Annotated in this window: 16 protein-coding genes; 3 read left to right on the top strand and 13 right to left on the bottom strand. The window is 65.6% G+C overall.

Annotated elements, in window-relative coordinates:
* Window positions 1–29: 29 nt before the first annotated feature.
* The 7 genes from bphC to U741_RS0108115 all read right to left on the bottom strand — a co-directional run bounded on the left by bphC (window position 30) and on the right by U741_RS0108115 (window position 6,074).
* Entirely contained in the window at window positions 30–908 is an 879-nt protein-coding gene (bphC, locus tag U741_RS0108145) for a biphenyl-2,3-diol 1,2-dioxygenase (RefSeq protein WP_029889984.1), read from the bottom strand.
* Window positions 905–1,750 (bottom strand): cis-2,3-dihydrobiphenyl-2,3-diol dehydrogenase, encoded by an 846-nt coding sequence (bphB, locus tag U741_RS0108140; RefSeq protein ID WP_029889983.1) that lies wholly within the window; start codon window positions 1,748–1,750, stop codon window positions 905–907. The genes bphC and bphB overlap by 4 nt, the downstream gene beginning before the upstream one ends.
* A gap of 35 nt (window positions 1,751–1,785) precedes the next feature.
* A complete protein-coding gene (locus U741_RS0108135; RefSeq protein ID WP_029889982.1) occupies window positions 1,786–3,027 on the bottom strand; it encodes an NAD(P)/FAD-dependent oxidoreductase in 1,242 nt (413 codons plus the stop codon).
* Entirely contained in the window at window positions 3,024–3,350 is a 327-nt protein-coding gene (locus U741_RS0108130) for a non-heme iron oxygenase ferredoxin subunit (RefSeq protein ID WP_029889981.1), read from the bottom strand. The genes U741_RS0108135 and U741_RS0108130 overlap by 4 nt, the downstream gene beginning before the upstream one ends.
* A gap of 10 nt (window positions 3,351–3,360) precedes the next feature.
* On the bottom strand, window positions 3,361–3,894 hold the full coding sequence (locus tag U741_RS0108125) for an aromatic-ring-hydroxylating dioxygenase subunit beta (protein WP_029889980.1): 534 nt from the start codon (window positions 3,892–3,894) through the stop codon (window positions 3,361–3,363).
* Between the two features lie 63 nt (window positions 3,895–3,957).
* Window positions 3,958–5,337 (bottom strand): aromatic ring-hydroxylating dioxygenase subunit alpha, encoded by a 1,380-nt coding sequence (locus U741_RS0108120; protein ID WP_029889979.1) that lies wholly within the window; start codon window positions 5,335–5,337, stop codon window positions 3,958–3,960.
* The gene (locus tag U741_RS0108115) at window positions 5,334–6,074 is read right to left on the bottom strand and encodes a GntR family transcriptional regulator (protein ID WP_084154746.1); all 741 of its coding nucleotides are present in this window, start codon (window positions 6,072–6,074) and stop codon (window positions 5,334–5,336) included. The genes U741_RS0108120 and U741_RS0108115 overlap by 4 nt, the downstream gene beginning before the upstream one ends.
* Window positions 6,075–6,913: 839 nt before the next feature.
* Here U741_RS0108115 and U741_RS0108105 point away from each other — a divergent pair.
* Entirely contained in the window at window positions 6,914–9,556 is a 2,643-nt protein-coding gene (locus tag U741_RS0108105; RefSeq protein ID WP_029889977.1) for a hybrid sensor histidine kinase/response regulator, read from the top strand.
* 9 nt (window positions 9,557–9,565) lie between these two features.
* On the opposite strand, the gene U741_RS0108100 is transcribed toward U741_RS0108105, so the two are convergent.
* From U741_RS0108100 to U741_RS0108080, 5 genes are all read right to left on the bottom strand, one after another.
* Entirely contained in the window at window positions 9,566–10,222 is a 657-nt protein-coding gene (locus tag U741_RS0108100) for a LuxR C-terminal-related transcriptional regulator (RefSeq protein ID WP_029889976.1), read from the bottom strand.
* 95 nt (window positions 10,223–10,317) lie between these two features.
* The gene (locus U741_RS0108095; RefSeq protein WP_200872696.1) at window positions 10,318–11,721 is read right to left on the bottom strand and encodes a hypothetical protein; all 1,404 of its coding nucleotides are present in this window, start codon (window positions 11,719–11,721) and stop codon (window positions 10,318–10,320) included.
* Window position 11,722: 1 nt separating this feature from the next.
* A complete protein-coding gene (locus U741_RS18325; RefSeq protein ID WP_052378622.1) occupies window positions 11,723–13,807 on the bottom strand; it encodes a hypothetical protein in 2,085 nt (694 codons plus the stop codon).
* A gap of 18 nt (window positions 13,808–13,825) precedes the next feature.
* Window positions 13,826–15,256, bottom strand: a complete 1,431-nt coding sequence (locus U741_RS0108085) for an OprO/OprP family phosphate-selective porin (protein WP_029889973.1) — start codon at window positions 15,254–15,256, stop codon at window positions 13,826–13,828.
* 62 nt (window positions 15,257–15,318) lie between these two features.
* Window positions 15,319–16,257, bottom strand: a complete 939-nt coding sequence (locus tag U741_RS0108080; protein WP_084154745.1) for an alpha/beta hydrolase — start codon at window positions 16,255–16,257, stop codon at window positions 15,319–15,321.
* A 283-nt stretch (window positions 16,258–16,540) separates the two neighbouring features.
* Here U741_RS0108080 and U741_RS0108075 point away from each other — a divergent pair, with 283 nt between their 5' ends.
* Both U741_RS0108075 and mdoH read left to right on the top strand, forming a co-directional pair.
* A complete protein-coding gene (locus U741_RS0108075; protein WP_029889971.1) occupies window positions 16,541–18,082 on the top strand; it encodes an OpgD/OpgG family glucan biosynthesis protein in 1,542 nt (513 codons plus the stop codon).
* Complete coding sequence (mdoH, locus tag U741_RS0108070; protein WP_052378620.1) at window positions 18,069–20,414, top strand: glucans biosynthesis glucosyltransferase MdoH; 2,346 nt, start codon at window positions 18,069–18,071, stop codon at window positions 20,412–20,414. Before U741_RS0108075 ends, mdoH begins: the two co-directional genes overlap by 14 nt.
* Here the strand turns inward: mdoH and U741_RS0108065 are convergent.
* On the bottom strand, window positions 20,411–22,399 hold the full coding sequence (locus tag U741_RS0108065) for an alpha/beta hydrolase (protein ID WP_152551543.1): 1,989 nt from the start codon (window positions 22,397–22,399) through the stop codon (window positions 20,411–20,413). The genes mdoH and U741_RS0108065 overlap by 4 nt on opposite strands.
* Between the last annotated feature and the right edge of the window lie 112 nt (window positions 22,400–22,511).

Raw genomic sequence — 22,511 nt, 5'->3', positions numbered from 1 at the left:
ACGCGAGATATGGAAACGGACTGCCCGAATCAAACCGGCGCGCGCAAGGGCTTGTGCCCCCACATGCTTGGGACGTCGTGACGAGCAACCGACCAGGACGCGTCGACCCCGCGCGCGCCCCAGCCAAATTCCACTTCCACGCCCGAGGGCGAGGCGCAATAAAACGACACCATCTGGTCGTTGCTGTGCCGACCGATGGTCGTAGTCAGGCAGTTGTCGCCGTCGAGGCGGTCGAAGGCATAGCCCACGTCGTCCAGAGATTTCACTTCAACCATGAAATGATGAATGCGCTTGGGCATCGGGAACGCCGCCAGCGCCAGCGTGTGATGACGACCGTTGCAGTGCAGGAAATACGTTGGGATCACCACGCCGGGCGCAAGCGTCATGTCGATGACGTCAGTCATGCGAAAACCCAGTACCTCCGTGTAAAAGCGCAGCGCGACCTGCGCATCCGGAACGATCCGCACAAAGTGGCCCAGCCCTTGGTCGCCAGTCAGAAAGCCGGTGACGCCGGCGCTGGCGATGAATGGCCGGTCGCTCACTTCGCTCGGGCCGTAATAGATTTCCAGCGGCAGACCGAAGGGGTCGGCGAAGCAGATCAGGCCGAGCACCTTGCGCGTGCGTGCGAGCGCCTCGTCGCCGACCCGAACCTCGACGCCCGCGCTGCGAAGCGCATCCGCCATCTTCTCCATCGCGGCCTGGCTGGCGACTTCGTAGCCGGCATAGGCCAGATCGTCGTCCTGTCCTTCATGCACGGCGATGCGCCAGGCGCGTGAATCCATGCGAAAGCAGCTTGCATCCGGCTGCGCCGGCGCTTCCATCAACCCCAGCCTCTGACCGAGAAAGCGGCACCAAGCCGGTACATCCTTCACCGCAAAACCAAGGTATCCAAGGCTTTCGACGCTCATCGTTTTTCTCCTTGAGCAAGTTTCAGTTTTTCGGGCAGATCATGGCCACCCGCGGCAGAAAAGAAGCCGCGGACGCCGAGCCCGCCGTCGTAGTTCAGCGTGGAACCGGTCGCGGGTGCCGCATCCGTGCGCGAGGCGAAGAACACGTAGGCTCCGGTGTATTCCTCGACTGCGGGCATGCGTCCGATCGGCAGCACGCTCGCCAGCAGGTCGGCCAGCGGCACCGATGAAATGGACTGCTCGCCCAGGCCCAGAGAACCCGGCCCGCGCAAATCGGTACCGATGCCGCCCGGCGCTACACCGTTGACGCGAACATGCGGCGCCAGCTCGAACGCGAGTTCGCGCACCAGCCCCACCACCGCGTGCTTGGACGCCGTGTACAACGGCCCCCCGCCGTTGGGATAGAAGCCGGCGTTCGAGATCGTGAAGATCACGCTGCCGCGACTTTCGACCAGGGCCGGCAAGCAGGCCTTGACAGCGAGCAGATAGCCCTTGACGTTGACGGAGAAGACTTCGTCGAACGCGGCGTCGATGCGGTCTTCCGGCAGATCCACCAGCGGCGTCGAATAATCCCAGATGCCGGCGTTGGGGATCACGCAGTCGATGCGCCCAAAGCGCTCGGTACAGTTTGCGGCTGCGGCCTTGTGATCGGCCAGCGAGCGGACGTCGCCCAGGCAGCTGATCACCTTGTCGCCATGCGCCGTCTCGATCAGCTTCAGACGTTCCGCGGATTTGTCGAACACCGCCACACGCGCGCCTTCGGCCACGAAGCGGTCTACGAGCGCCCGCCCGAGGCCGGACGCGCCGCCGGTGATCAGGGCCACTTGGTCTTTCAGTCTCATGCCGCTCCTTTCGTTCTCGTTCTAGTTGTCGATGTTCAAGCGGCACTGGCCGCAGACCGGGCACGCAGTAGCTCACGAAGATTGAAGGCTGGATCGCGTAACTCCGGCAGCGTCACGCGGGTTCTGGCTTCAACCAGCCGGGCGGCGATCGCAAAATCCTTGCTTGCATCCACGGCCACTGCGGCGGCCACGGCGTTGTTGTGCACGCGCAGCATCAGCAGTGGACTGCCTCGCTCCGTGTTGCCACGCAGCAGCCAATCGCCGGGGCCATCAAAGTCGCCGATGGTCTCGATACGATGTCCCGCAATCTCGGTCCAGGCGCGCGGAATTTGTGGCGATGGTTCCACTCGGCCGAGCATGGCAGCGGCAGCGGCAACGGCCTGCGCCTGGCTGTTCAGATAAGTTTCCAGCGAGCGCTGACCACCCTCTCGAAGCGGCCAGCGCGCCGCATCGCCCGCCACGAACAGATCGGGGCTCGCACTAAGGCCGGTGGCATCCACCGGCACGCCGCGCGAGCAGGCCAGTCCTGCCTGCTGCGCCAGTTCCGTGTCGGGCTCTGCACCGACGCAGACCAGCACCACGTCAGATGAAACCCTCACACCATCAGCGAAAGCCACGGCGCGCACTCGACCGTCTTTGCCCTCGAACGCGCTGATCCGCGCATTGCGCTGCACCACCACACCGAGCGCTTCTAGCCGTTCACGGCACCAAGTTCCGACCCGCCGGCCAAGCACGCGCAGCAGGAGTTCGTCTGCCGATTCGATAATTCTGACTTCGGCACCGGCCTTGCACGCTGTGGTGGCCACCTCGCAGCCGATCAGGCCGCCACCGATGATCGACAGCGACACACCGGGCCCAAGTCGGCCGAGCAGATTCAAGCTGTCGGCCTTGTCGCGCAGGGTCAGAACGCCATCGAGCATTGCGCCCGGCACGCTCAGCGTCCGCGCCCGGGCGCCCGTGGCCAGCAGCAGCCGGTCATAGGACAGACTCGCACCCGAGGACAGCCGCAGCCAGCGATGCGCGGGGTCGATCTGCTGCACGCGCTCGCCGAAATAGACATCCACCCCCGCCGCGGTGTACCACCCGGCTTCGTGCAGCGGTGGCGGTTCTGACACCCCGCCGGACAACACCGACTTGGAAAGCGAGGGGCGGTCGTAGGCCGGAACGGGCTCGTCACCGAACAGGTGGATGCGTCCGTCATAGCCCTGGTCACGCAGGCTGCGCGCGGCCGAAGCTCCGGCCAGCCCGAAACCGACGATCGCAATGTTCCGGATCACAGCGTTACGGCTTCCGCGTCGAAATCGACGAACACCTCATCGCCTTCCAGCCGAACCGCGAAGGTCTTCAGGGGCCGACTGGCCGGGGCCGACTTCACCTTGCCAGAACGCACGCAGAACTTGCCCATGTGCAACGAACACTCGACGACGTCGCCATCGAGATAACCGTCCGACAGCGACCAATCGCCGTGCGTACATCGGTCCTGCGTGGCGAAGAACTCGCCATCGACTTTGAACAGCGCCAGCGGAATCGGAAACTGTTCCAGCTTCAGCGCTTCACCCTCTGCCACATCAGCGCGGCCACAGACTCTCACGAATGCCATGGTTCACCCTTCAAAAGAACACGCTGAGGTTGTTCGACAACAGCGTGCCCTGGTCGATCAGGATCGTACGGCGCGCGATCTTGAATCGCATGTCGGTGGCGCTGCGGCGCAGCACGTCGCGCCGCTCGCCCGCGAAGATATCGACCTGCCGTTCCAGCCGGTTCCGGTACAGCAGGAAGGCCGAGCTGACTTCGTAGCTGTCGCACTCGCTGCTCGGGCTGATCATCACGTTGGTGACCATGTGCCGCGTGCGCGAGGGCGGATTCTCTGACCAGCCGAACTCGCTCGTGGCCTTGCGCACACGGCCGTACAGGGTGGCGTAGGTGTCATCGAAGTGAGCGAAGTCGCCGTCGCCGCTGTACTCGAGATCAGCCTCGCGCATCATGCGGGTGGTCCGTAGCGGCATGAAGTATCGGAGGTCCGGCTCCATCAGGCCTAGCCAGGCCTCGTAGGCGCGACTGTCGAGCAGCACCGCCTCGCGGTAGTAGAACTGCTCGATCTCTTGTTGCAACAGCGGATCGGTTGGCTTTGTGCCCATCTGCATAAGCTTGCCGATGTCCAGTTTTTCAATCGTCATGGTGGTGCTCCGGAAAAGGCGGTCGGCAGGCTAGGCATCGGGCTTAAGCGTGTCCCAGCTAGGCTCGGACATCATCCGCGCCCAGTGCTGGTACATGCCGCGCGCGGCCTCTTCGCCATAGACGTAGCCGATACGGCCGGGGAAGTTCTGATCGTCCGTGCGCGAGCGGCCCAGCCCCATCTGCGCATTGAGCGGCCGGCTGCGCGCCTTGTGACCACGCAGCACCTTCTGTATCTCCACCCAGTTCTCGCCGTCGTCCTGTTCCAACACGCCGCCGGCAGAGAAGGTACGGATGTTCTGACGCCGGAACTCTTCCTTGACCTCAGGCGGAGCATCAGCATCGACCAAGGCGAAGGCCCAGACCTCGATCTCGTTTGGGCCGCGCGGATGCCATGTACGAATGGTGTTGATGCCCGGCAGAAACGAACAGGTCGGGAAAATCGTGGTGTGCTGCCCGAACATGCGCTTGGCGGGCATCTGCTGGAGGCGACCCTCTGCAATGTCAGCCGCTGCGCCCTGGGTCCAGTACTGCGTAACCTGCGGGCCCATGACGCCCATCAGAATGCCGGGTTCGTCCACGTACCAGCCTGCCCCGTGGCCGCCCCAGGCAGCACGGAACTGATGGCCCTGGGTGGGGATTTGGGCGTCGGCCAGGCTCATTTCCGGCGGCATCCCGGCGAGAAGGCCAGACAGATGCGACACCGTGCCGGCGTGGTACATGTCACTACAGAACTGCTCGGCGGCGAATTTCCAGTTGCAGGGGATCACCCACTTCTGAATGCCGCCGATGGCCTCGGTGCCCGCCGGCGAGCGATCAAGCATGACATCCATGTAGGGCTTGGCATCGCCGATGTAGGTTTCCAGATCGGGCGCATCGGCGTCCCAGTTGGCGAACACGAGTCCCTTGTAAATTGCGACCCGCGCCTGCAGCGGGCCCCAGTCGGCCTTGTCGAAGCCGCATTCGTGTTCCTGCTTCGAGCAGTACGCGGTGTCCTCGTAGGGCACGCTCACCAGGTTCCCTGCGATGTCGTAGGCCCAGCCGTGATAGCTGCATGTGAAAGCCTTGGCATTGCCCGCATCGGAGCGGCAGATACGCATGCTGCGGTGCCGACACTGGTTCAGGAACACGCGGAGGCTGCGGTCCTTCTGGCGCACCAGGATGACCGGGTCTTCGCCCATATAGGTGGTCAGGTAGTCCCCGGTCTTGGGCACGTGACTGACATGTCCCAGCAGCAGCCACGAGCGCGCGAACACACGCTCCAGCTCCAGCTCGTAGAGATCCAGGTCCGAGTAGATGCGCGGATCGAGCAGCCCCTTGTCCTGGTCCACCAACGCGCGAATCGCCTCCGGCGTCCAGGTGCGCTTGAACCTCAGCGGCACTTCCGTGGTGTCCTTGCCCGTGTCGCTCATGTTTTGATTCCTCCAATGATCTGCGCCTGGATGGCGCTATGAAAAGCTCGTTTAACCGCTGACGGTCCGGCGGATTGAGGCAACAGACCATGCTTGCGCACCGCCTCCAGCGAGGCCTCGATGTGTAACTTCAGCAAGGACGCGCACAACTCCTCATCGCGCGCCAGCGCCGCGTCGTGCAAGGCCTGATGTTCTGCGTGAACATCGCGTCCTGGCGAAGGGTGATTGGCAGTCAACCGCCGATACCGCTCCATGTGCAGATACAGCACCGCGCGAAAGCGCCGTGACCACTGCGAGGGACAAGCGCTCAGCAGCGCCTCGTGGAAGTCGCGATTGCAGCTCTCCCACGGCTCGAACCAGATGCGAGGATTCTTTGCCGCGCGTGGATGGATTCGCGCCAGCCTGCGAAACGTGGCGGCAACCTCCAACTGCCAGGCGTCGCCACCCATGCGCACGCTCTGGCGCAGTGCCTGGCACTCGACGAGCACGCGCGTGTGCGTCAGGTCTTCCATATCGGCCAGCGACATCGGTGCCACGCGAAAGCCGCGCTGCGTCTCGGCCTGCGCCAGGCCCTCAGACACCAGCAGGGACAGGGCTTCGCGCATCGTTCCGCCGCTCACCGCGTAGCTGCTTTTGAGATGCGCCACCGCGAGCCGCGAGCCCGGACCCAGGCGACCTTCCAGAATGTCGCGACGCAGCCGACGCAAGGTCAACTCGATCAGGCTGCGAGCATCCATGCTGTCGCACGCCGCACGACCGGCCTGGTCAGAATGCTGCGCGTTCGATATCACCTGATGTGTCCCTCCAGCCTTTGCTTGACCGCGTGTGTAATCGCAATTAGGCAAACATCTATAACCTGGTTCGTTAAAAATGTCGATATTTTTTATGCCTACTCAGCCCTCCAGCTTCCGCCACCCGCCGTTCCGCTCACTGACCGTTCGTTGAAATTCGCCAAAGCTCATCGGAGGGCAGCCATTTGTGCCGATCAGGTTTGCGTTTGGGTTTATGGCACTTGATCGTGCTGGCCTCGATGGGTTGCGGTTGTGGCCGCGAATGTGCCGAAACTCCTTAACGCCACGACATCTCGGATATTCATGTCGCGTCCGCCACCGCGGCCGGTGCAGCAAACAGCTCCGGCAGGCAACGCAGCTCGAAGATCAGCATGGCCAGCGTGACGTCATCACTCACCTTGTAAGGCCCACGTAGCTTGACTTGCCGGCTCGGACCACCGTGCGGCTCAGTAAAGACGTGTCGGGCTCCGATGCACTCGCAACGCCGCAGCAAGAAATTGCTTGCACTTACAGACAGATTGCGTCCGCAGTTCGCGATGTGAAGGGAAACGCCGATGAAAATACGTCGGCTACTCGATCATCAGCCTATAAACAGCGCGATCCATTTCGAATCGATACCCCGTTGCGTCAGAACGCGCTCGTCCAGAACGCCGCGCCCTGTGAGAGTTCTCACGAGAGTCGGTCGTGTCCCACAACGCGCTTTGCTCAAGCGCGCCGCCCGAACGAACGAATGGTTGGAGGCGCTGCACTAGTGCCGGTTCGCCATTCCGGATAAAGATGCCGCCATGTACGACGCCCCCCAAACGCGCGCGCAGCGACTGGCCCTGACGCTTGCCGTCGCGGCCGTGATCGGCTTGACGGCCTGGCTGGCCGGGTCGCAGTACGGTCGCTACAGCCTGGTCGCAAACGCTGACCAAATTCGGGAACAGCTGCGCCTGCATGACGACACCCTGCAGGCCCTGATCGAACGCTATCGGGTCCTGCCTGCGGTGCTGGCACTGGACCCGGAGGTCCACGCCGCGCTGGCCGACGAATCCACCGATGCCGCGCTGACCGAACAACTCAACCGCAAGCTGAGCCAGATCAACGGCGCCGCCGCCACCTCGACACTGACGCTGCTGCACCGTAATGGCCGCGCCGTGGCTGCCAGCAACTGGGCATCGGACGACAGCAACGTCGGGGTCGACTATCGCTTTCGACCCTATTTTCAAGAAGCCCTGACCGAGGGAAGTGGCAGCTTCTATGCCCTGGGCGTCACCACGTCGGTCCCCGGGTATTTTCTGTCTCAGGCGGTTCAGGATGCCGAGGGGCGCACCCTGGGCGTGGTGGTGGTCAAGCTGGTGCTCGAGTCGCTGCAGGATCTGTGGCGCGACCTGCCCGACACCGTGCTGGTCAGCGACCGCTACGGCGTCATTTTTCTCAGCAGCGTGGACGCCTGGCGCTACCGCGACCTTTATCCATTGGACGCCGAAACCCGTGAACGCCTCGCGGCAACCCGCCAGTACGGCGATACGGCGCAGACCACGATGCCCCTGAAGGACCGCGACCAACCGCTGCCGGACGCGCGTCGGGTCCGGCTCGAAGGCCGCGACGACATGCTGTGGATGTCGCGCCCTTTGCCTGACCAGGGCTGGACCCTCCATGTGATGCGTCCCCTCGCCCCTGTGCAACTCAACACCCTACTGGTCAGCGCTGCCGTGGCCGGCGGCCTTCTGCTGGTGACGCTGCTGGTGCTCTACCTGCAACAACGCCGCCGCATGGCCGTGATGCGCGAGCGCGGTCGTATCGAGCTGGAAAGCCTGGTCGCGCAGCACGCCGCCGAGATGCGCACCGCCCAGGATGGTCTGGTGCAGGCCGCGCGCCGCGCCGACTACGGCGAGAGCCCCAGCCTTCAGCACCTGCCGCAAGGGGTTTGCGTGATCGATGCCGAACAACGATTGATGGCCTGGAACCGTCGCTACGTCGAACTGTTCCGCTTCCCCCAGGAGCTGATCCAGGTCGGTCGGCCCATCGAGGACGTCCTTCGCTTCAACGCCTCGCGCGGCCTGCTGGGCGCCGGCCCGGCGGAAGACACCATCGCCCGGCGCCTGGAGCACCTGCGCGCCGGTCGACCGCACATGCACGAGCGCGAGGGGCCAGACGGCACGGTCATCGAGATCCGCGGAAACCCGCTGCCAGACGGTGGCTTTGTCACCAGCTACGCCGACATCACCGCCTACAAACAGGCTGCGCGAGAGCTGCGCTCGCTGGCCGACACGCTGGAGCGGCGCATCGACGAGCGCACCCGCGACCTTGAGGTGGCCAAGTCGGACGCCGAGCGCGCGAATCGCTACAAGACCCGCTTCGTGGCCGCAGCCGTCCATGACCTGCTGCAGCCGCTGAACGCGGCCCGCATGTTCACCTCGGCGCTGCGCGACCGGGTCCAGGGGGAAACGCTGCGCGGCCTCACCGACAGCGTCGATGGCGCGCTGGCGGCGCAGGACGAAATTCTCGACAGCCTGCTGGACATCTCGCGGCTGGAGTCCGGCGCACTGGAGGTGCGCCGCCGCACCCTGGCCCTGGGTCCGCTGCTCGATTCACTGGCGCGGGAAATCGGCGTGTTGGCCGAGGCCAAGGGACTGCGTTTTCGCTATCACCGCACCCGCGCCGTGGTGATGAGCGATGAGGCACTGCTGCGGCGCATCGTGCAGAACTTTCTGTCCAACGCCCTGCGCTATACGGCGCGCGGCAGTCTCCTGCTCGGCGTGCGGCAGGCCGGCGAGCAAGTACGTATCGAGGTATGGGACACCGGGCCGGGCATTGCCGAGTCGCAGCAAGGCATGATCTTCGAAGAATTTCGCCGCCTCGACAGCGGCGGCGATCTGCAGGCGCGTGGCGCCGGTCTGGGTCTGGCCATCGTCGACCGTATCGCCCGCCTGCTGGGACATCGCGTCGGACTGCGCTCATGGCCGGGCCACGGCAGCGTGTTCTCGGTCACGGTGGCGCGGGGTGATCCGGCGCAGGTGATCAGCGCGGCGGCGCCCACGCCAGCGGTCAGTGACTCACAATTGAATGGCCGGCACATCTGGTGTGTCGACGACGATTTGCGGGTCCGCGAAGGGCTGGCAGCGCTGCTCGACACCTGGGGCTGCAGGACCACGCTGCTCGCCAACGCCGAACAGGTGCTGGACGCCGCCACCCCCGATGCGGTCCCCGACCTGCTGCTGCTCGACGTGCGGCTGGGGGACGACCACGGCCCCGATCTGGTGCCGCAACTGCTGCATCGCTGGGGCCGGCCCGTGCCGCTCATTCTGGTCACCGCCGAGCGTGACGAGGTGCTGCGTGAGCAGGCCCGCGCGCAGGGCTGGGGCTGGCTGTCAAAGCCGGTGGCACCCGCCGCTCTTCGGGCGCTGATGACCCAGCGTTTGCTGCGCAGCCGTGACGCCTGAGCGCAACGGTTACTCGGCTGCGACCGGGGCCTCGTCGCCCGGCGCCACATCGGGCTCAAGCGAGCGCACCAGCACCGCCGCCTGGGTGCGGCTGTAGCAATTCAGCTTGCGCAGAATCGCGGTGACGTGAACCTTGACGGTGTTCTCGGCCAGGCCCAACTCGTAAGCAATCTGCTTGTTGAGCAGGCCGTCGGCGATGCACATCAGCACCCGCACCTGTTGCGGTGTGAGCTGCGCCAACTGGGCGGCCAGCCGGGCATCGGACTCACTGGTCTCGGCCGCCTGCTCGGGAAACCAGATACCGCCCGCCATGACCTGGCGCACGGCGTCGAGCATCTGGGCCACCGGCGCCGACTTGGGCACAAAGCCGGCCGCACCAAACTGCTCGGCACGGCGAATGGTGCGCGGATGGGCGTTCGACGAAATGATGATCACCGGCAGCTCGGGGCGCTCGCCGCGCAGAAACACCAGTGACGAAAAACCGCGCGCGCCGGGCATGTGCAGGTCAAGCAACACCAGATCGACATCAGGATGCGCGCGGACCGCCTCTTCCAGCGAACGCAGGCTCGAGGCTTCCACGGGAGGCTGGCCGGCCGTCAGCTCGCCCAGCGCGTGGACAATGGCACTGCGGAACAACGGGTGATCGTCGGCAATGACCAGCTTCATGGGGTGATGGTCGTTCGCGTCCGCAATCGATGCAAGCGGACCTGCCGCCTGGCCCCAGCGCGGCACCTCGCCGATCACGCCGGGCGCGACCGACGTCATGACGACGGGACTGCAACTCGGTCACGCGGCACCACGCGGGTTTCCAGCGCCGCCGGTTGAAAGTCGGGCGCGAAACTGCAGGCGCCGCCGAAGTCGCCACGCAAATCCTCACAGCGCGCCGCGATGCCCGCCGGCGTCGGCTTGCTGCCGGTCTCGACCCACTGCAGCAACCGATCGACCAACGTCGCGTAGGTGACGTCACTGATGTAGCCGTGCGCGCCCGCCGTGGTGAAGGTTTGGACCAGACGGTCGCCGCTGCCGCCTGAAGTCATGGTGTCTTTGAAGAAGGCGTCGAGCTCGACGAACGCGGTGGGGTCGTCGATCCAGCGCGTGGTGAGCACCGGCACCGGAATCTGCCCGGTCGGGTCGGCATCGTCGGCGAAACGCTGCACGGCAACTGCACTGGCCTGATAGCGCAGCACGCCGGCGTTGAGTGCCTCGTCGTCATCCGATCCCTGATAGACGGCGCCGGTATTGCCGAAGGGGCTCAGCCGCGAGGTGCGCCGACTGACGATGTCCTGAAAATGAAAAGTGGCCCATTCCAGATGCGCCTGGATGCTGCTGGCCGGGATGCGAATGACCTGCTCAATGACCTGAATCTTGTCGCGTTGCGCTGCGCTGCGCTGTGACGCCGAACGGTCGAGCCCCAGACATTCGGCGGTGCGTGCGCGCAGGTCGGCGCGCGTCATGTCTGAGGCGACGGGCAGCCCGATGTTCAGCGAATAGCCCAACTCGTCAGGCCGCGGGTGGTTATCGCAGAGGTACTGGTACACGACCCGCAGGTCCAGACGAAAATCGTAGGAGCGCGTGCCGCCGGCCAACACGCCGCTGGTGAGCAGCACCCCGTCATAGGGCGCGCTGCCCTCGGTCTCGGCGGTGAACATTTCGGCCGCCTTGGCCGCAACCCCCGCGCCCCAGGACTGGCCGTGGAGCACCGTCCGTGCTGGCGTGGCGACGTGGTCGTTGAAGATGCGCCTCAGGTTTTCGGTGTCTTCGGCAGCGGCGCGTACCGCCACACCGCCCTGGCGGAAGCTCGACCCGGCCCAGGCGTATCCCGCCTCCACCATCACCGCCCAGCGGTTCAGGTCATCTTCGACGCGCTGCGCGGTGGGGGCGCCGAGGCTGGGGCCACCGTGGGCGTGCAACATCAGGTGCCCGTTCCAGTTGTCGGGCATGGCGATCAGGTAAAACGCACCGCGTTCGTCCTGACCTGCAAGACACGACACCGTGGACGGCACACCGCTCGGGCAGCTCACTGCCATGGGCCGCACCTCGGTCCCCTCGGCCGGAAGGCTGTGCCCGCTGCCTCCACCGCCGCAGGCGCCGAGCACACTGGCTGCCACCAGCGTGCCCGCGATGCGCCCGACGCGCGTGGCCCGGTCAGTGTGGCCCCGGCGCACCTTAGTTCACCACGCCCAGCTCGAACGCCGGTGGGTCGCCGGCCGTCGGAATGAATCCGTAAATGCCGCCGCTGAACAGGAAGTTGCCCGACACGCCGCCGTCGACCTCGGTCACGCCGCTCACGGGCGTGTCGAAACTGAGCAGGGCCGATGTGTCACCGCGGCTGAAGTCGGCGCCCGCAATGCTCACACGGGCATTGCCACCCGCCGTATCGAGCGTGTTGAACGTGCCATCGGCAACCCCCGAGGCCAACGCATCCTGCGGCGTGAACAGGCGCATGCCGTGGCTGGCGGCAGACTCGCGCACCAGTTGCAGCGGCACCGCACTGCCGTTGACCAGACCGATGACCATCGAGCCGCTGAGTTCTCCGCCGCTGGTCACCGCGCTGCCCTCGGGGTCGGTGGTGAACAGGTCAAAGGCATCGCGGCCGGCGTTGTAGGTCAGGTAGCCCTTGTCGGTGCGCGCGCAGCCTGGCGAATAGGTGACGAAACGGTCGCTCACCTCATCGCGGCACAACTGGAAGGTGCCGGCATTGCGGATACGACCGGAACCGCCATAAGGCAACACCGTCGCGCCGTCATGCTGGGCACCGATGACGTTGGCAATGAAGGCCACGGGGTTAAAGACCGTGGGCGTCTCGGCATTGTTGAAGGTGTCGGCAAAGGCCAGCAGCGGCAGCACGGTGGTGCCGTCGCCAGCGGTCACGCCGCCCTGCAACACGCCGCCCGAAGCCAGGGTGAACTCGGCGCCGCTTTCGTCGGTGCTGTAGGTGCACTCATCCACAGGCGTCAGCGTGCCGCTGAGTTCGGTGCCGACCGTTCGCTGCACGCTGGCGTCGATGGTGATGCTGTAAGCCAGCGTGTCCGGGTCCAGTGCCAGCGTCAGCTCTTCACCCGCCGTGTTGCCGCCCTTGTAGCTGGCCGCCGCATCCGGCAAGAAACCGCAGGCCGCCACGGGGGGCAACGTCGGCTCGGCATCCTCACCGGTGGCCCGCAGCCCCAGCGCCAGCGCCGGGCCCTCGTCAGCGGGCACGAATGCGTAGACCTCACCGAGGATGATCAGGTTGCCGGCGATGTCGCCGTCGGCTTCAGCCACACCGAACGTCGGCGTATCAGGCGTCAACGTGCCAGTGGCGTCACCGCGGGTGATGTCGGTGTCGGTCACCGTGACGAAGGCGTTGCCGCCGTCGGTATCGAGCGTGACAAAGCTGCCGCCGACCAGCGGCATCGCCTCGCTGCTGTCCTGGGGCTGCAAGGTGTGCAGGCGCAGACCGAAGCCGGCGACCGCATCGCGTACCAGCTCCAGCATGACCGTGTCCTCGCCCACCAGGCCGATGATGGCCGAGCCACTCAGCGTTCCGCCGCTGGTCGGCGTGGGCTCTTCGGGCGGCGTGCTGTAGCGCTCGAAGACGTCACGGTCGGCGTTGTACGTCAGGTAGCCACGCTCGCGAGGCTCGCAGTTGTTGTCGTACAGCGCGAAGCCATTGGCGTCGTCCGGCAGGCATACCTGCAGCGTGCCGGCGTTGCGCAGACGGCTGGCCCCGCCCAGCGATTGTTGGCCCGCCCCGGCGTCATGCACGCCAATGACGTTGCCGATGAAGGCCGCTTCGTTGAAGCGCTCGGGATCGGCTGCATTGTTGAAGGTGTCGCGAAACGCCAGCAGCGGCGCGAAGTCACCGTCGTCGGGTGCGGTTGCGCCGCCCAGCAGCAAGCCGTCGCTGGCCAGGGTGAACACGGCGCCCGCCTCGTCGCTGTCGTAGGTGCAATCCTGCTCGCGCGGCACCAGGGTGCCGCCGAGCACGGTACCGGCGGTGCGCTGCAGGCTGTCGTCGATGGTGATTTCGTAGGCCATGGTGTCCGGGTCCAGCGACACGGTCAGCTCTTCACCCCAGGTGTTGCCGCCCTTCCAGGTGACGGCGTCGACCGGCAGGAATGCACAGACATCCGGATCAGGGTTGACCACTTCCGGCGGCGGACTTTGCGTGCCGTCGATACAACCCTGAAGACCCAGGCAAAGACCGGCCACGGTGAGCGCGGAGGGCAGACGAAACGGCGCCAGGGGCGCGGTGTTGAGTTTGATTTTCATAATGGTCTCCTGAGGGCTTCAGAACAGCACCTGGGCGCGCATGCCAATCGACTGGCCGCTGTCCGGGCCTTGAAAGGCCCCGACCTTGTTGTCGGTTTCCCAGTCGACGTAATTCAGCATCAGCCGTGCGTGGTTGTTGAGGTACCAGTTGACGCCCACCGTGGTGCGACGGGCGTCGGCGCCGTTGGGGGCATCGGTGAAGTCGTAGTGATCGGCGCGGGCGGCAATCTCGAAGGCGCCGATGCCGCCCTCGGTGACCGGGCGCAGCACGCGGGTCGTGCCCCAAACGCCCGAGCGGGTGCTGAAACCGGGCTTTTCACCGGTGATCAGCCAGCCGGCCGACACCGACCAGGCATCGCGATCGACGCGTTCATTGAGACCCATCGGACCAATCCCGGCGACGATGCGCCGCTCGGTCCACTCGGCAAGGCTCCAGACGCTGCGGTACACCCCGCCCAGCTCGAACCCGTAGCCCTCGTCGCGCTTGGGGTCGGCCAAGGAACTCGACGACACGCGCAGGTTGTCGTTGAAGTTCTGGCCAATGCGCGGCACGTTGTTGATGGCAGTGACGTCATCGGCCAGCTCTTCGTAGTAGTACCAACTGCCGAGGTGCACGAAGCCGGTGCCGGTTTTGATCGGGTTGAGGTGACCGCGAACCGAATAGGTCACCGAGTCGTTCTCGTTGCCCTCGTTGTCGATCTGGTCGCCGGCGACGCTGGCGCCGATGTGCCAGTTGCGTCCATACACCTTGTAGTTGGCACCCAGGCCGTAATAGCCGTTCACCGCCGCGCCCACCTGCGCCACGGCGTTGCGCTCCATGAACGGGTTGCGCGCCAGGGTGTTGCTGCCGTCAATGCTGCGGTCCTTCAGCCGGTTGCCGAGAAAGATCTCCATGGGCAGCCCGAAGCCGCGCCAGCCCCAATTGATCCACGCATCCTTGACCGACACCGCCTGGTTGGCGAAGTCGGCATCGACCTTGTAGCGCATGGCGCCGATCTGGCCCTGGGCCCCCAGCCGAACGGCGCGAAGCTCGGTACCGCTGATGTTGCGCTCGTCAAAGTTCGAGCCGCCGGTGCTCGACAGATCGAACATCACCCGGCCGCGCAACTGCATGCGGTAAAAACCGTCTGCGGTGCGGAACTCGGGACCGCCGCGACGCCAGCTGGTCAGGCCATTGCCGCTGCCGGCACCGCCGCCGCTACCGACCTGCGCCATCTGCAATTGCAAGGACTCGATCTGGTCGTAGAGCGCCTCGATCTCGGCATTGCCGTCGGTGTCGGATCGTCCGGATTCCAGCGCGCTGAGACGCTGTTGCAACGCCTCGATCTGTGCGCTCTGCTGCTCGATCAGTTGCACGAGTGCCGCCTGCGACGGATTGGCGAGCAATGGCGGCGACAACAGGCCAAGGCCCAGGGCGCCCGCAATGGCGGTGGTTGTGAAGATTTTCATGGACTTCTCCTCGTGAGCCCGGCTCTGGGTGCCGGTCGGTCAATTGCAAAAAGGCGACGTGATCAGGGCGCCGTGCGAAGGCGGCGCATAAAGCCGTGCTCGCGCGCCCAGCGACTGAAGCGCAGCGGCCACGCAGCGGGTTCAGTACCGGCCCGCCCCAGGCCCCAACTGTGGCCGCCGGTTTCAAGCAGCAGCAGATCGCTAGGAATCGACCGTGCCTGCAGCGCCTCGAACATCACGCGGCTGTGGTCGGGGTGGGCGATGGGGTCGTCCAGCGCGTGTACGAGAAACATCGGCGGCGTGCTGTCATCAACCCACAACTCGGCCGAGAACATGCGCTCGACGTCGGGCGCGCGGTCCATGTGCTGGCGGGTGCGCGTGGTGTCCAGCGGCGGGCGCATCGACACCACTGGATAGAGCAGCACCGCAAAGTCCGGCCGCGCCGATTGCCGGTCGGCGGCGTCAAGCGGTTCGTAGAAATCGTGGGCGTGGCGGGTCGCCGTCATCGCCGCCAGATGCCCGCCGGCCGACATGCCGAGAATGCCGATCTGTTTCGGGTCAATCGCCAACTCGGTGGCCCGCTCGCGGAGGAGGCGAATCGCCCGCTGGCCGTCCTGAATCGGTGCCTCCGGGGCCCAGCCGTCGCCAGGCAGGCGGTAGACCATCACCGCAGCGGTCACGCCCATCGACGCCAACCACTTGGCCACCGGCTCGCTGCCGCGACCCACCTGGATGCGAAAGTAGCCACCACCACCGGCAATCACCACGGCCGTGCCGTTAGGGCGCGCCGGTTGATAAACCTCGAGGCGGGCGTGCGAGACATTGCGTACGGCACCGGTGCCGGAGCCCTCGCGACCCACCGCCTCCGGCCCATTGACCGGGCCATTTTCGGCGACCTGTGCTGGCCAAAGGTCGATGACCATCGGCTCGGTCGCGTGCGCGAGGCCGCCCAGCAGCATCAGTGTCAGTGCGAAAGCCAGGTTGCGGCGCATTCGGTTCATTGGCGTCCTCTCGATCCCCCGGATGAAAGCCAGAGTGGCTGTGTCAGGGCTGATGCCGTTGTACCCCCGGGGCGCCCGGGCTCCAATAACTCATTGGTGTTAGGGCCACTTTCGCGACGTGCGCAACATCGGCAGATGCAGGCGTTCCCGGGTTGTTCAGCCAACAGGCCCGACCATGTATGCAGCAATCAAGCTCGAGGCAAAGCGTTCAATCGCGCGACCACCCTCGGCACAAGAATTGCGCGAGTGAATGCCATTCAACTGTCAAAGGCCGCTACATCCCATGCCGCTGCCGAAACCTGTCGTACTGGTCCTGGTCTGTCTGCTGCCCACGTGGGCGCAGGCCTTCGACTTCGACACCCTGAGTGAGCGTGCCCGAGAACTGGCCGAGTCCGGCTACCAGAAGCCTGATGTCGCCTTGCCGGAAACGCTGTCGTCGCTCGACTACGACCGGTATCGTTCGATTCGCTTCGACACGCGAAAGTCGCTGTGGCGCGACGCGGACCGGCCGTTTGAAGTGCAGTTTCTTCACCCGGGCTTCAACTACCGGCGGGCGGTGAAGATCAACGTGATCGACGCCGACGACGTCAAGCCGCTGCCCTTTGACCCTGACCTGTTCGACTACGGTCCCAACGAGATCGACCGCGAGGCAGTACGTGACGCCGACCCGGCGCTGGGCTTTTCAGGGTTCCGCGTGCATTTCCCGCTCAACGACAATGACGAGAAAGACGAGGTGCTGGTGTTTCAGGGCGCGAGCTACTTTCGCGCCTTGGGTGAGGCACAGGGCTACGGACTTTCGGCGCGCGGCGTGGCGCTGGACACCGGCGAGATGTCGGGCGAGGAGTTCCCTGAATTCACCGAATTCTGGATTGCCCGCCCCGGAAAAGAGGACCGGCATCTGGTCATCTACGCGCTGATGGACTCCCCGCGCCTGACCGGCGCCTACCGCTTTGAACTGCACCCGGGACCGAGCACGCGCATGACGGTTCGCGCCGAACTTCACGTGCGGCAAGAGGGCGGCAAGCTCGGCCTGGCACCGCTGACCAGCATGTATCTGTTCGGCGAGAACCAGCGCGCCGCGCAGCCCGACTATCGACCTGAAGTCCACGACTCCGACGGCCTGTCAGTGCATGTCGATGACGAATGGCTGTGGCGGCCGCTGGTCAACCCGAAGCGGCTGCAGATCAGTAGCTTCGCGGCCAAGCAGTTGCACGGCTTTGGGCTGATGCAGCGCGATCGCGACTTTCACCGCTACGAGGACCTGGAGGCCCGCTTCGAACGGCGACCCAGCGCCTGGGTGGCACCGCGCGGCGATTGGGGCGCAGGTCGGGTGGAGCTGGTCATGATTCCGACGCCTGACGAAACCAACGACAACATCGTGGCGTACTGGGTGCCCGATATGTCGCCAGAAAGCGGTCAGCCGCTGCGCCTCGAGTACGACCTGCGCTGGCAAATGCGCGCTGAAACCCAACCGCCTTTGGCTCGCGTCGTGCAGACACGCACGGGTCACGGCTGGCAACAATCGAAAGATGACACACAGCGGTATCACATCGACTTTGAAGGTGACGCACTCGATGCGTTGCCGGATGACACGTCGCTGCGCGCCGATGTCTGGGCGGGTGAGCGCGGCACCGTGGTCGAGCAACAGCTGTACCGAAACGAGGTCACCGACGGCTGGCGACTGAGTCTGCGCATCCGCAACGAGGCGCCCGACCGCCCGCTTGAACTCCGCGCCACGCTCAAGCACGACGACGAGGCCGTCTCGGAAACCTGGGCGTATCTGGTACTGCCCACCGACGCAGGACGCTGGTTTGACCCCGGCTGACGGCACCAAGCCGCAGTCACCCCGCGAGGCGGCGCGCGAGCGCCTGATCGGTTCCGCCGGTGCGCACGCTTCAAGCGCTTTCGGGGTTGACCGTCGCGGTGAGGCACGTCTGCTCACGACACCCCCGCTCACGCGCGCCTCGATGACCCCCCGGCCGTGGAATCAAAACCCGTTGCTGCGCCTGGCCGCGGCACTGCGCCGCGCGGTGCTCGGCAACCGCGGACGCATCAACGCGCCTGGCGATTCCGAACCGCCGCCGATCGCGCCGGGCCCTTCTGGCGCCCACCCGCCCGGGCGGGCGCGCCGCGTGCTGCTGACCGGGCTGATTCTGTCGCAGACGGTGCTGGCCACCTACCTGATGACAGCCGTACTGCCCTACGGCGGCAGCAGCGGGCTGGAGCTGCTGATTCTGGTGCTGTACGCGCTGCTGTTCTCGTGGATTTCGGCAGGCTTCTGGACCGCCATCATGGGGTTCTTCGTGTTGCTGAAGGGGGGTGATCGACACGCCATCAACGCCGCCGACACGGTCGACAACGACATTGATCCGGCCGCCCGCACCGCGTTGCTGGTGCCCATCTGCAATGAAGACGTGCGCCGCGTGTTCGCCGGGGTGCGTGCCACCTGGGACTCACTGGCGCAGACCGGCGCGGGCGCGCATTTCGACCTGTACATCCTCAGTGACAGCAATGACCCCGACCTGCGCGTGGCCGAGCTGCAGGCGTGGTTTGATCTGGCCCGGGAAGTCGAAGGCTTTGGCCGCATCTTCTATCGCCGCCGCACGCACCGCATCAAACGCAAATCCGGCAACATCGCCGACTGGTGTCGTCGCTGGGGCAGCGCCTACCGCTACATGGTGATTCTCGACGCTGACAGCGTCATGTCGGGAGACTGCCTGCAACGGCTGGTGCAATTGATGGAAGCGCACCCGCGCGCCGGCATCATCCAGACCGCGCCGATGGCCATGGGCCGCGATACGCTTTATGCGCGCATCCAGCAATTTGCCAGCCGCGTCTACGGCCCGCTGTTCACCGCCGGGCTGCACTTCTGGCAGTTGGGCGAATCGCACTATTGGGGGCACAACGCCATCCTGCGGGTGGCGCCGTTCATGCGCCACTGCGCGCTCGGTCGCTTGCCCGGCCGCGGCGGTCTGTCGGGCGAAATTCTCAGCCATGACTTTGTCGAGGCGGCCCTGATGCGCCGCGCCGGCTGGGGCGTGTGGATCGCCTACGACCTGCCCGGCTCTTGGGAAGAAATGCCGCCGACACTGCTCGACGAACTGAAGCGCGACCAGCGCTGGTGCCAGGGCAATCTGATGAACTTCAGGCTGTTTTTCACCCAGGGGCTGCACCCGGCACATCGCGCGGTGTTCATGACCGGGGTGATGGCCTACCTGTCGGCGCCGCTGTGGTTCGCCTCGCTGGTGCTGTCGACCGCACTGCTGGCGGTGTTCGTGCTGCAGGGACCGGTGTACTTCGCCGAGCCTTACCAGTTGTTCCCGCTGTGGCCGCAATGGCGGCCAGAGTGGGCGGTGGGCCTGTTCGGCGGCACCCTTGGCCTGCTGCTGCTGCCCAAGCTGCTGGCCGCGCTGCTGATTGCCCTGAAGCCCGCCGAAGCGCGCGGCTTTGGCGGTCGCGGGCGGCTGTTCGTCAGCACCGTGCTGGAGATGCTGTTTTCGGCGCTGCTGGCGCCGATCCGTATGCTGTTTCACACCCGCTACGTGGTCATGGCGCTGCTCGGACTGCCGGTGCGCTGGACCTCACCGCCACGCGACAACGCCCAGACCCCCTGGTCAGAAGCGATACGTCGCCACGGTGGCGGCACGGTGCTGGGGCTGGCGTGGCTGTTGGGCGTGTACGGGCTCAACCCCAGCTTTCTGCCGTGGTTGCTGCCGGTGGCCGGGTCCCTGGTGCTGGCCGTGCCGCTGTCGGTGATCAGCGCACGAATCGGCCTTGGGCTGGGCGCGCGCGAACTGCGACTGTTTCTGACGCCTGAGGAAGCCTTGACGCCCCGGCCCTTACGCCGGCTTCAGGCCGCACTGCGCCGCGCCGGTGCGGCGCCGCCAGGCTTTGCCGACGCCTGGCGCGATCCGCTGGTCAACGCCCTGTGCCTGCTCGCCGAGCGTCCGCGCCGCAACCGCAAACCGCGCGACAAAGCCGAAACCCGGGTCCTGATCAAACAACTGGCACAACAGGGCGCGGACACCCTCACACCACGCGAGCGCAATCATCTGCTCGCCGACAGCGACGCCTTGAGCGTGTTTCCACTGCCCGTGGCCGCGCCACGTCAAGAAAAATCATCAGCGGTAAGCGCTGATGAATCGGTGCTTGCCTAGCGCCAACCACTGCCCGCAAAGACGCCCGGCTCAAAGATTGGCAGCTCCACCCCTTCGCCGGTAACGGTGTGCGGGTTCGGCGCGGTCAGCACGCCCAGCAGCGGATTGAGTTCGCTGGTGATCGGCGGCAGTTCGACACCGCCGATGAAGCCGATCAGGCCGGTGATGCCGCCCAGACTCTGGGTGCTGACAATCGAGGCGAACTGGATGTTGCGCTCGAAAAAGATCAGCCCCACCTCGTCACCGGTCTGCAGCATTTCGCCTACCGCCGGCAACAAAATGGTGTCGTTGCCGACCTCGCGGTTGGCCGTGTGCACGCCTTCGACGAAGCCGGTGACCTGGTCATCGACCAGAATCAGTTCATCGCCACGCCGTATGCCCACGCCCACCAGCGCGCGGGTGGTGTTCACGGTAGCGCCGGGCGTGACTTCAAGACGACTGATTTTCGGCGCACCGGCCAGCACCAGACCGTCACGGTCGATGGTGGTAACGGGCACAAACTGCGGATCAGGCGCCAGCGACGTCACGGTGGTCGAGAAGCTGGGCAGATTGGCGGCGACCGTCCCGGCACCCTGCTGCTGCCCCACCGGGAAGTCGTCCAGCGCCACGCCGCGCGCAGGGGCGACGTGCGCATCGGCGGTGTCGGCCACCGAAATGCACACCTGCGGAATGGTTTGCAACGCCAGCGTTGAACTGCCGCGCAGATGGACGTCGAGCCAGCCAATGGCCGCATCAAGACCCGACACCGAACCGCAACGCGCGTCACCTTCGACCTGATTGGCGAGCGGATTCATGTGCGCGCCCTCGTTCGACAGCAGCCGCACGTCACCGCCGGCCTCACGGAAGTACTGCCAGTTCCAGTAGGCCTCGGTGAGGTTGAAGATTTCGTCGCGGTTGCCCTGCAGAAACAGCGCCGGCACCGGCCGCAGCACCGCCTCGGTTTCGCCGAAGCCCCAGGGCTGGTTGTCACGCTGACGGTTGCGGAAGTAATTCATGCCGTTGGTGAAGAACAGGTCCAGAGTTTCTTCTTCGGTCACCGGGCGCGGCATGGGCGGCAGCAAGGCTTCGTCGGACGCCGCCTGGAACAGGTCCGGCCGGGTCCGCAGACGGGCCGCGCCGACCCCTTGTACGCCCAGCAGATTGCACAGCGTCGCCACGATGGGCGTGTTGGTCACGCCGCCGGTGGCGGCGAGCAGGCACAGCAGTCCGTCAAAGCCCTGTTTGACGGTGTCACCCGGTAACAGGCTGTACGCGAGGTTGTGCCAGGTGCCGTTGGGAATGATCGCGTCGATGCGCGCGTCCAGCGCCGCCAAGGGCATCTGAAAGCCGCCGCCGTAGCTGTAGCCCAGCGTACCCACGCGGAAGTCGCGCGCAATACCGGTCTCCGGTTGGGTGGCCACACCCAGGGCCTCAGCGTTGTCGAACACCCAGTCGAGCACCGCCATGGCATCGCGGGTTTCGGCCGCAGGGTCAATGATGCGCGCCGCACCGCCGCCATTGTCCGGCACTGACTCGCCGTGCCCGCGTTGGTCAACGCTGACCACGACATAACCGCGCTGCGGCAACGCCCGAGTCAGCGCATCAAACGACGGAAAGTTGGGCAGGCTGCGGTCCGGCTGCGCGCTGTCGGCAATCGTGGTTTGCCGCGAGCCGCCGTAACCATGGCTTTGCAGCACCACCGCAAACTGATCGCCGGGGCAACGCGGGGGCAACAGCACGCTGATGGCGATGTCGGTGGTCGGGGTGATGTTGTCGCCGGTCGGGTCGAGGTCCGACGCCACCGGGCTGGTCACCGTCTCGTTGCGAACCTCGGCCGGTGTCGGCTCGGCGCAGCGTGCGGTGGGCGGCAGTGGCTCGATGCGCGGCGTGTTGTCACCGCCGTCGAGGGTGTCAAACGAAATGTTGTCGCCACAGGCAGCGAGGCCCATCAGGCCGAGCGCCGTCACGCCGATGAGGGGCCAGCGCGGCAGGGTCTTGGTCGTCATCCAGAAAATCCTCAGCGAGTTGTCTGGCCGTTTGATTGCGGCCAAATCGTGAACGTGCCGGGGAGAATACGCTGATACAAAAGCGTCACAAAGGGCGACGCCGAGCCAAACA

Source organism: Polycyclovorans algicola TG408 (assembly GCF_000711245.1).
Lineage (GTDB): Bacteria > Pseudomonadota > Gammaproteobacteria > Nevskiales > Nevskiaceae > Polycyclovorans > Polycyclovorans algicola.
This window is presented reverse-complemented; position numbering and strand designations above follow the sequence as displayed.

Excerpts from the sequence above, each read along its gene's own strand:
- bphC (WP_029889984.1), bottom strand. The coding sequence starts at position 908 with ATGAGCGTCGAAAGCCTTGGATACCTTGGTTTTGCGGTGAAGGATGTA.
- bphB (WP_029889983.1), bottom strand. The coding sequence starts at position 1,750 with ATGAGACTGAAAGACCAAGTGGCCCTGATCACCGGCGGCGCGTCCGGC.
- U741_RS0108130 (WP_029889981.1), bottom strand. The coding sequence starts at position 3,350 with ATGGCATTCGTGAGAGTCTGTGGCCGCGCTGATGTGGCAGAGGGTGAA.
- U741_RS0108125 (WP_029889980.1), bottom strand. The coding sequence starts at position 3,894 with ATGCAGATGGGCACAAAGCCAACCGATCCGCTGTTGCAACAAGAGATC.
- U741_RS0108120 (WP_029889979.1), bottom strand. The coding sequence starts at position 5,337 with ATGAGCGACACGGGCAAGGACACCACGGAAGTGCCGCTGAGGTTCAAG.
- U741_RS0108115 (WP_084154746.1), bottom strand. The coding sequence starts at position 6,074 with ATGGATGCTCGCAGCCTGATCGAGTTGACCTTGCGTCGGCTGCGTCGC.
- U741_RS0108105 (WP_029889977.1), top strand. The coding sequence starts at position 6,914 with ATGTACGACGCCCCCCAAACGCGCGCGCAGCGACTGGCCCTGACGCTT.
- U741_RS0108100 (WP_029889976.1), bottom strand. The coding sequence starts at position 10,222 with ATGAAGCTGGTCATTGCCGACGATCACCCGTTGTTCCGCAGTGCCATT.
- U741_RS18325 (WP_052378622.1), bottom strand. The coding sequence starts at position 13,807 with ATGAAAATCAAACTCAACACCGCGCCCCTGGCGCCGTTTCGTCTGCCC.
- U741_RS0108085 (WP_029889973.1), bottom strand. The coding sequence starts at position 15,256 with ATGAAAATCTTCACAACCACCGCCATTGCGGGCGCCCTGGGCCTTGGC.
- U741_RS0108080 (WP_084154745.1), bottom strand. The coding sequence starts at position 16,257 with ATGAACCGAATGCGCCGCAACCTGGCTTTCGCACTGACACTGATGCTG.
- U741_RS0108075 (WP_029889971.1), top strand. The coding sequence starts at position 16,541 with ATGCCGCTGCCGAAACCTGTCGTACTGGTCCTGGTCTGTCTGCTGCCC.
- U741_RS0108065 (WP_152551543.1), bottom strand. The coding sequence starts at position 22,399 with ATGACGACCAAGACCCTGCCGCGCTGGCCCCTCATCGGCGTGACGGCG.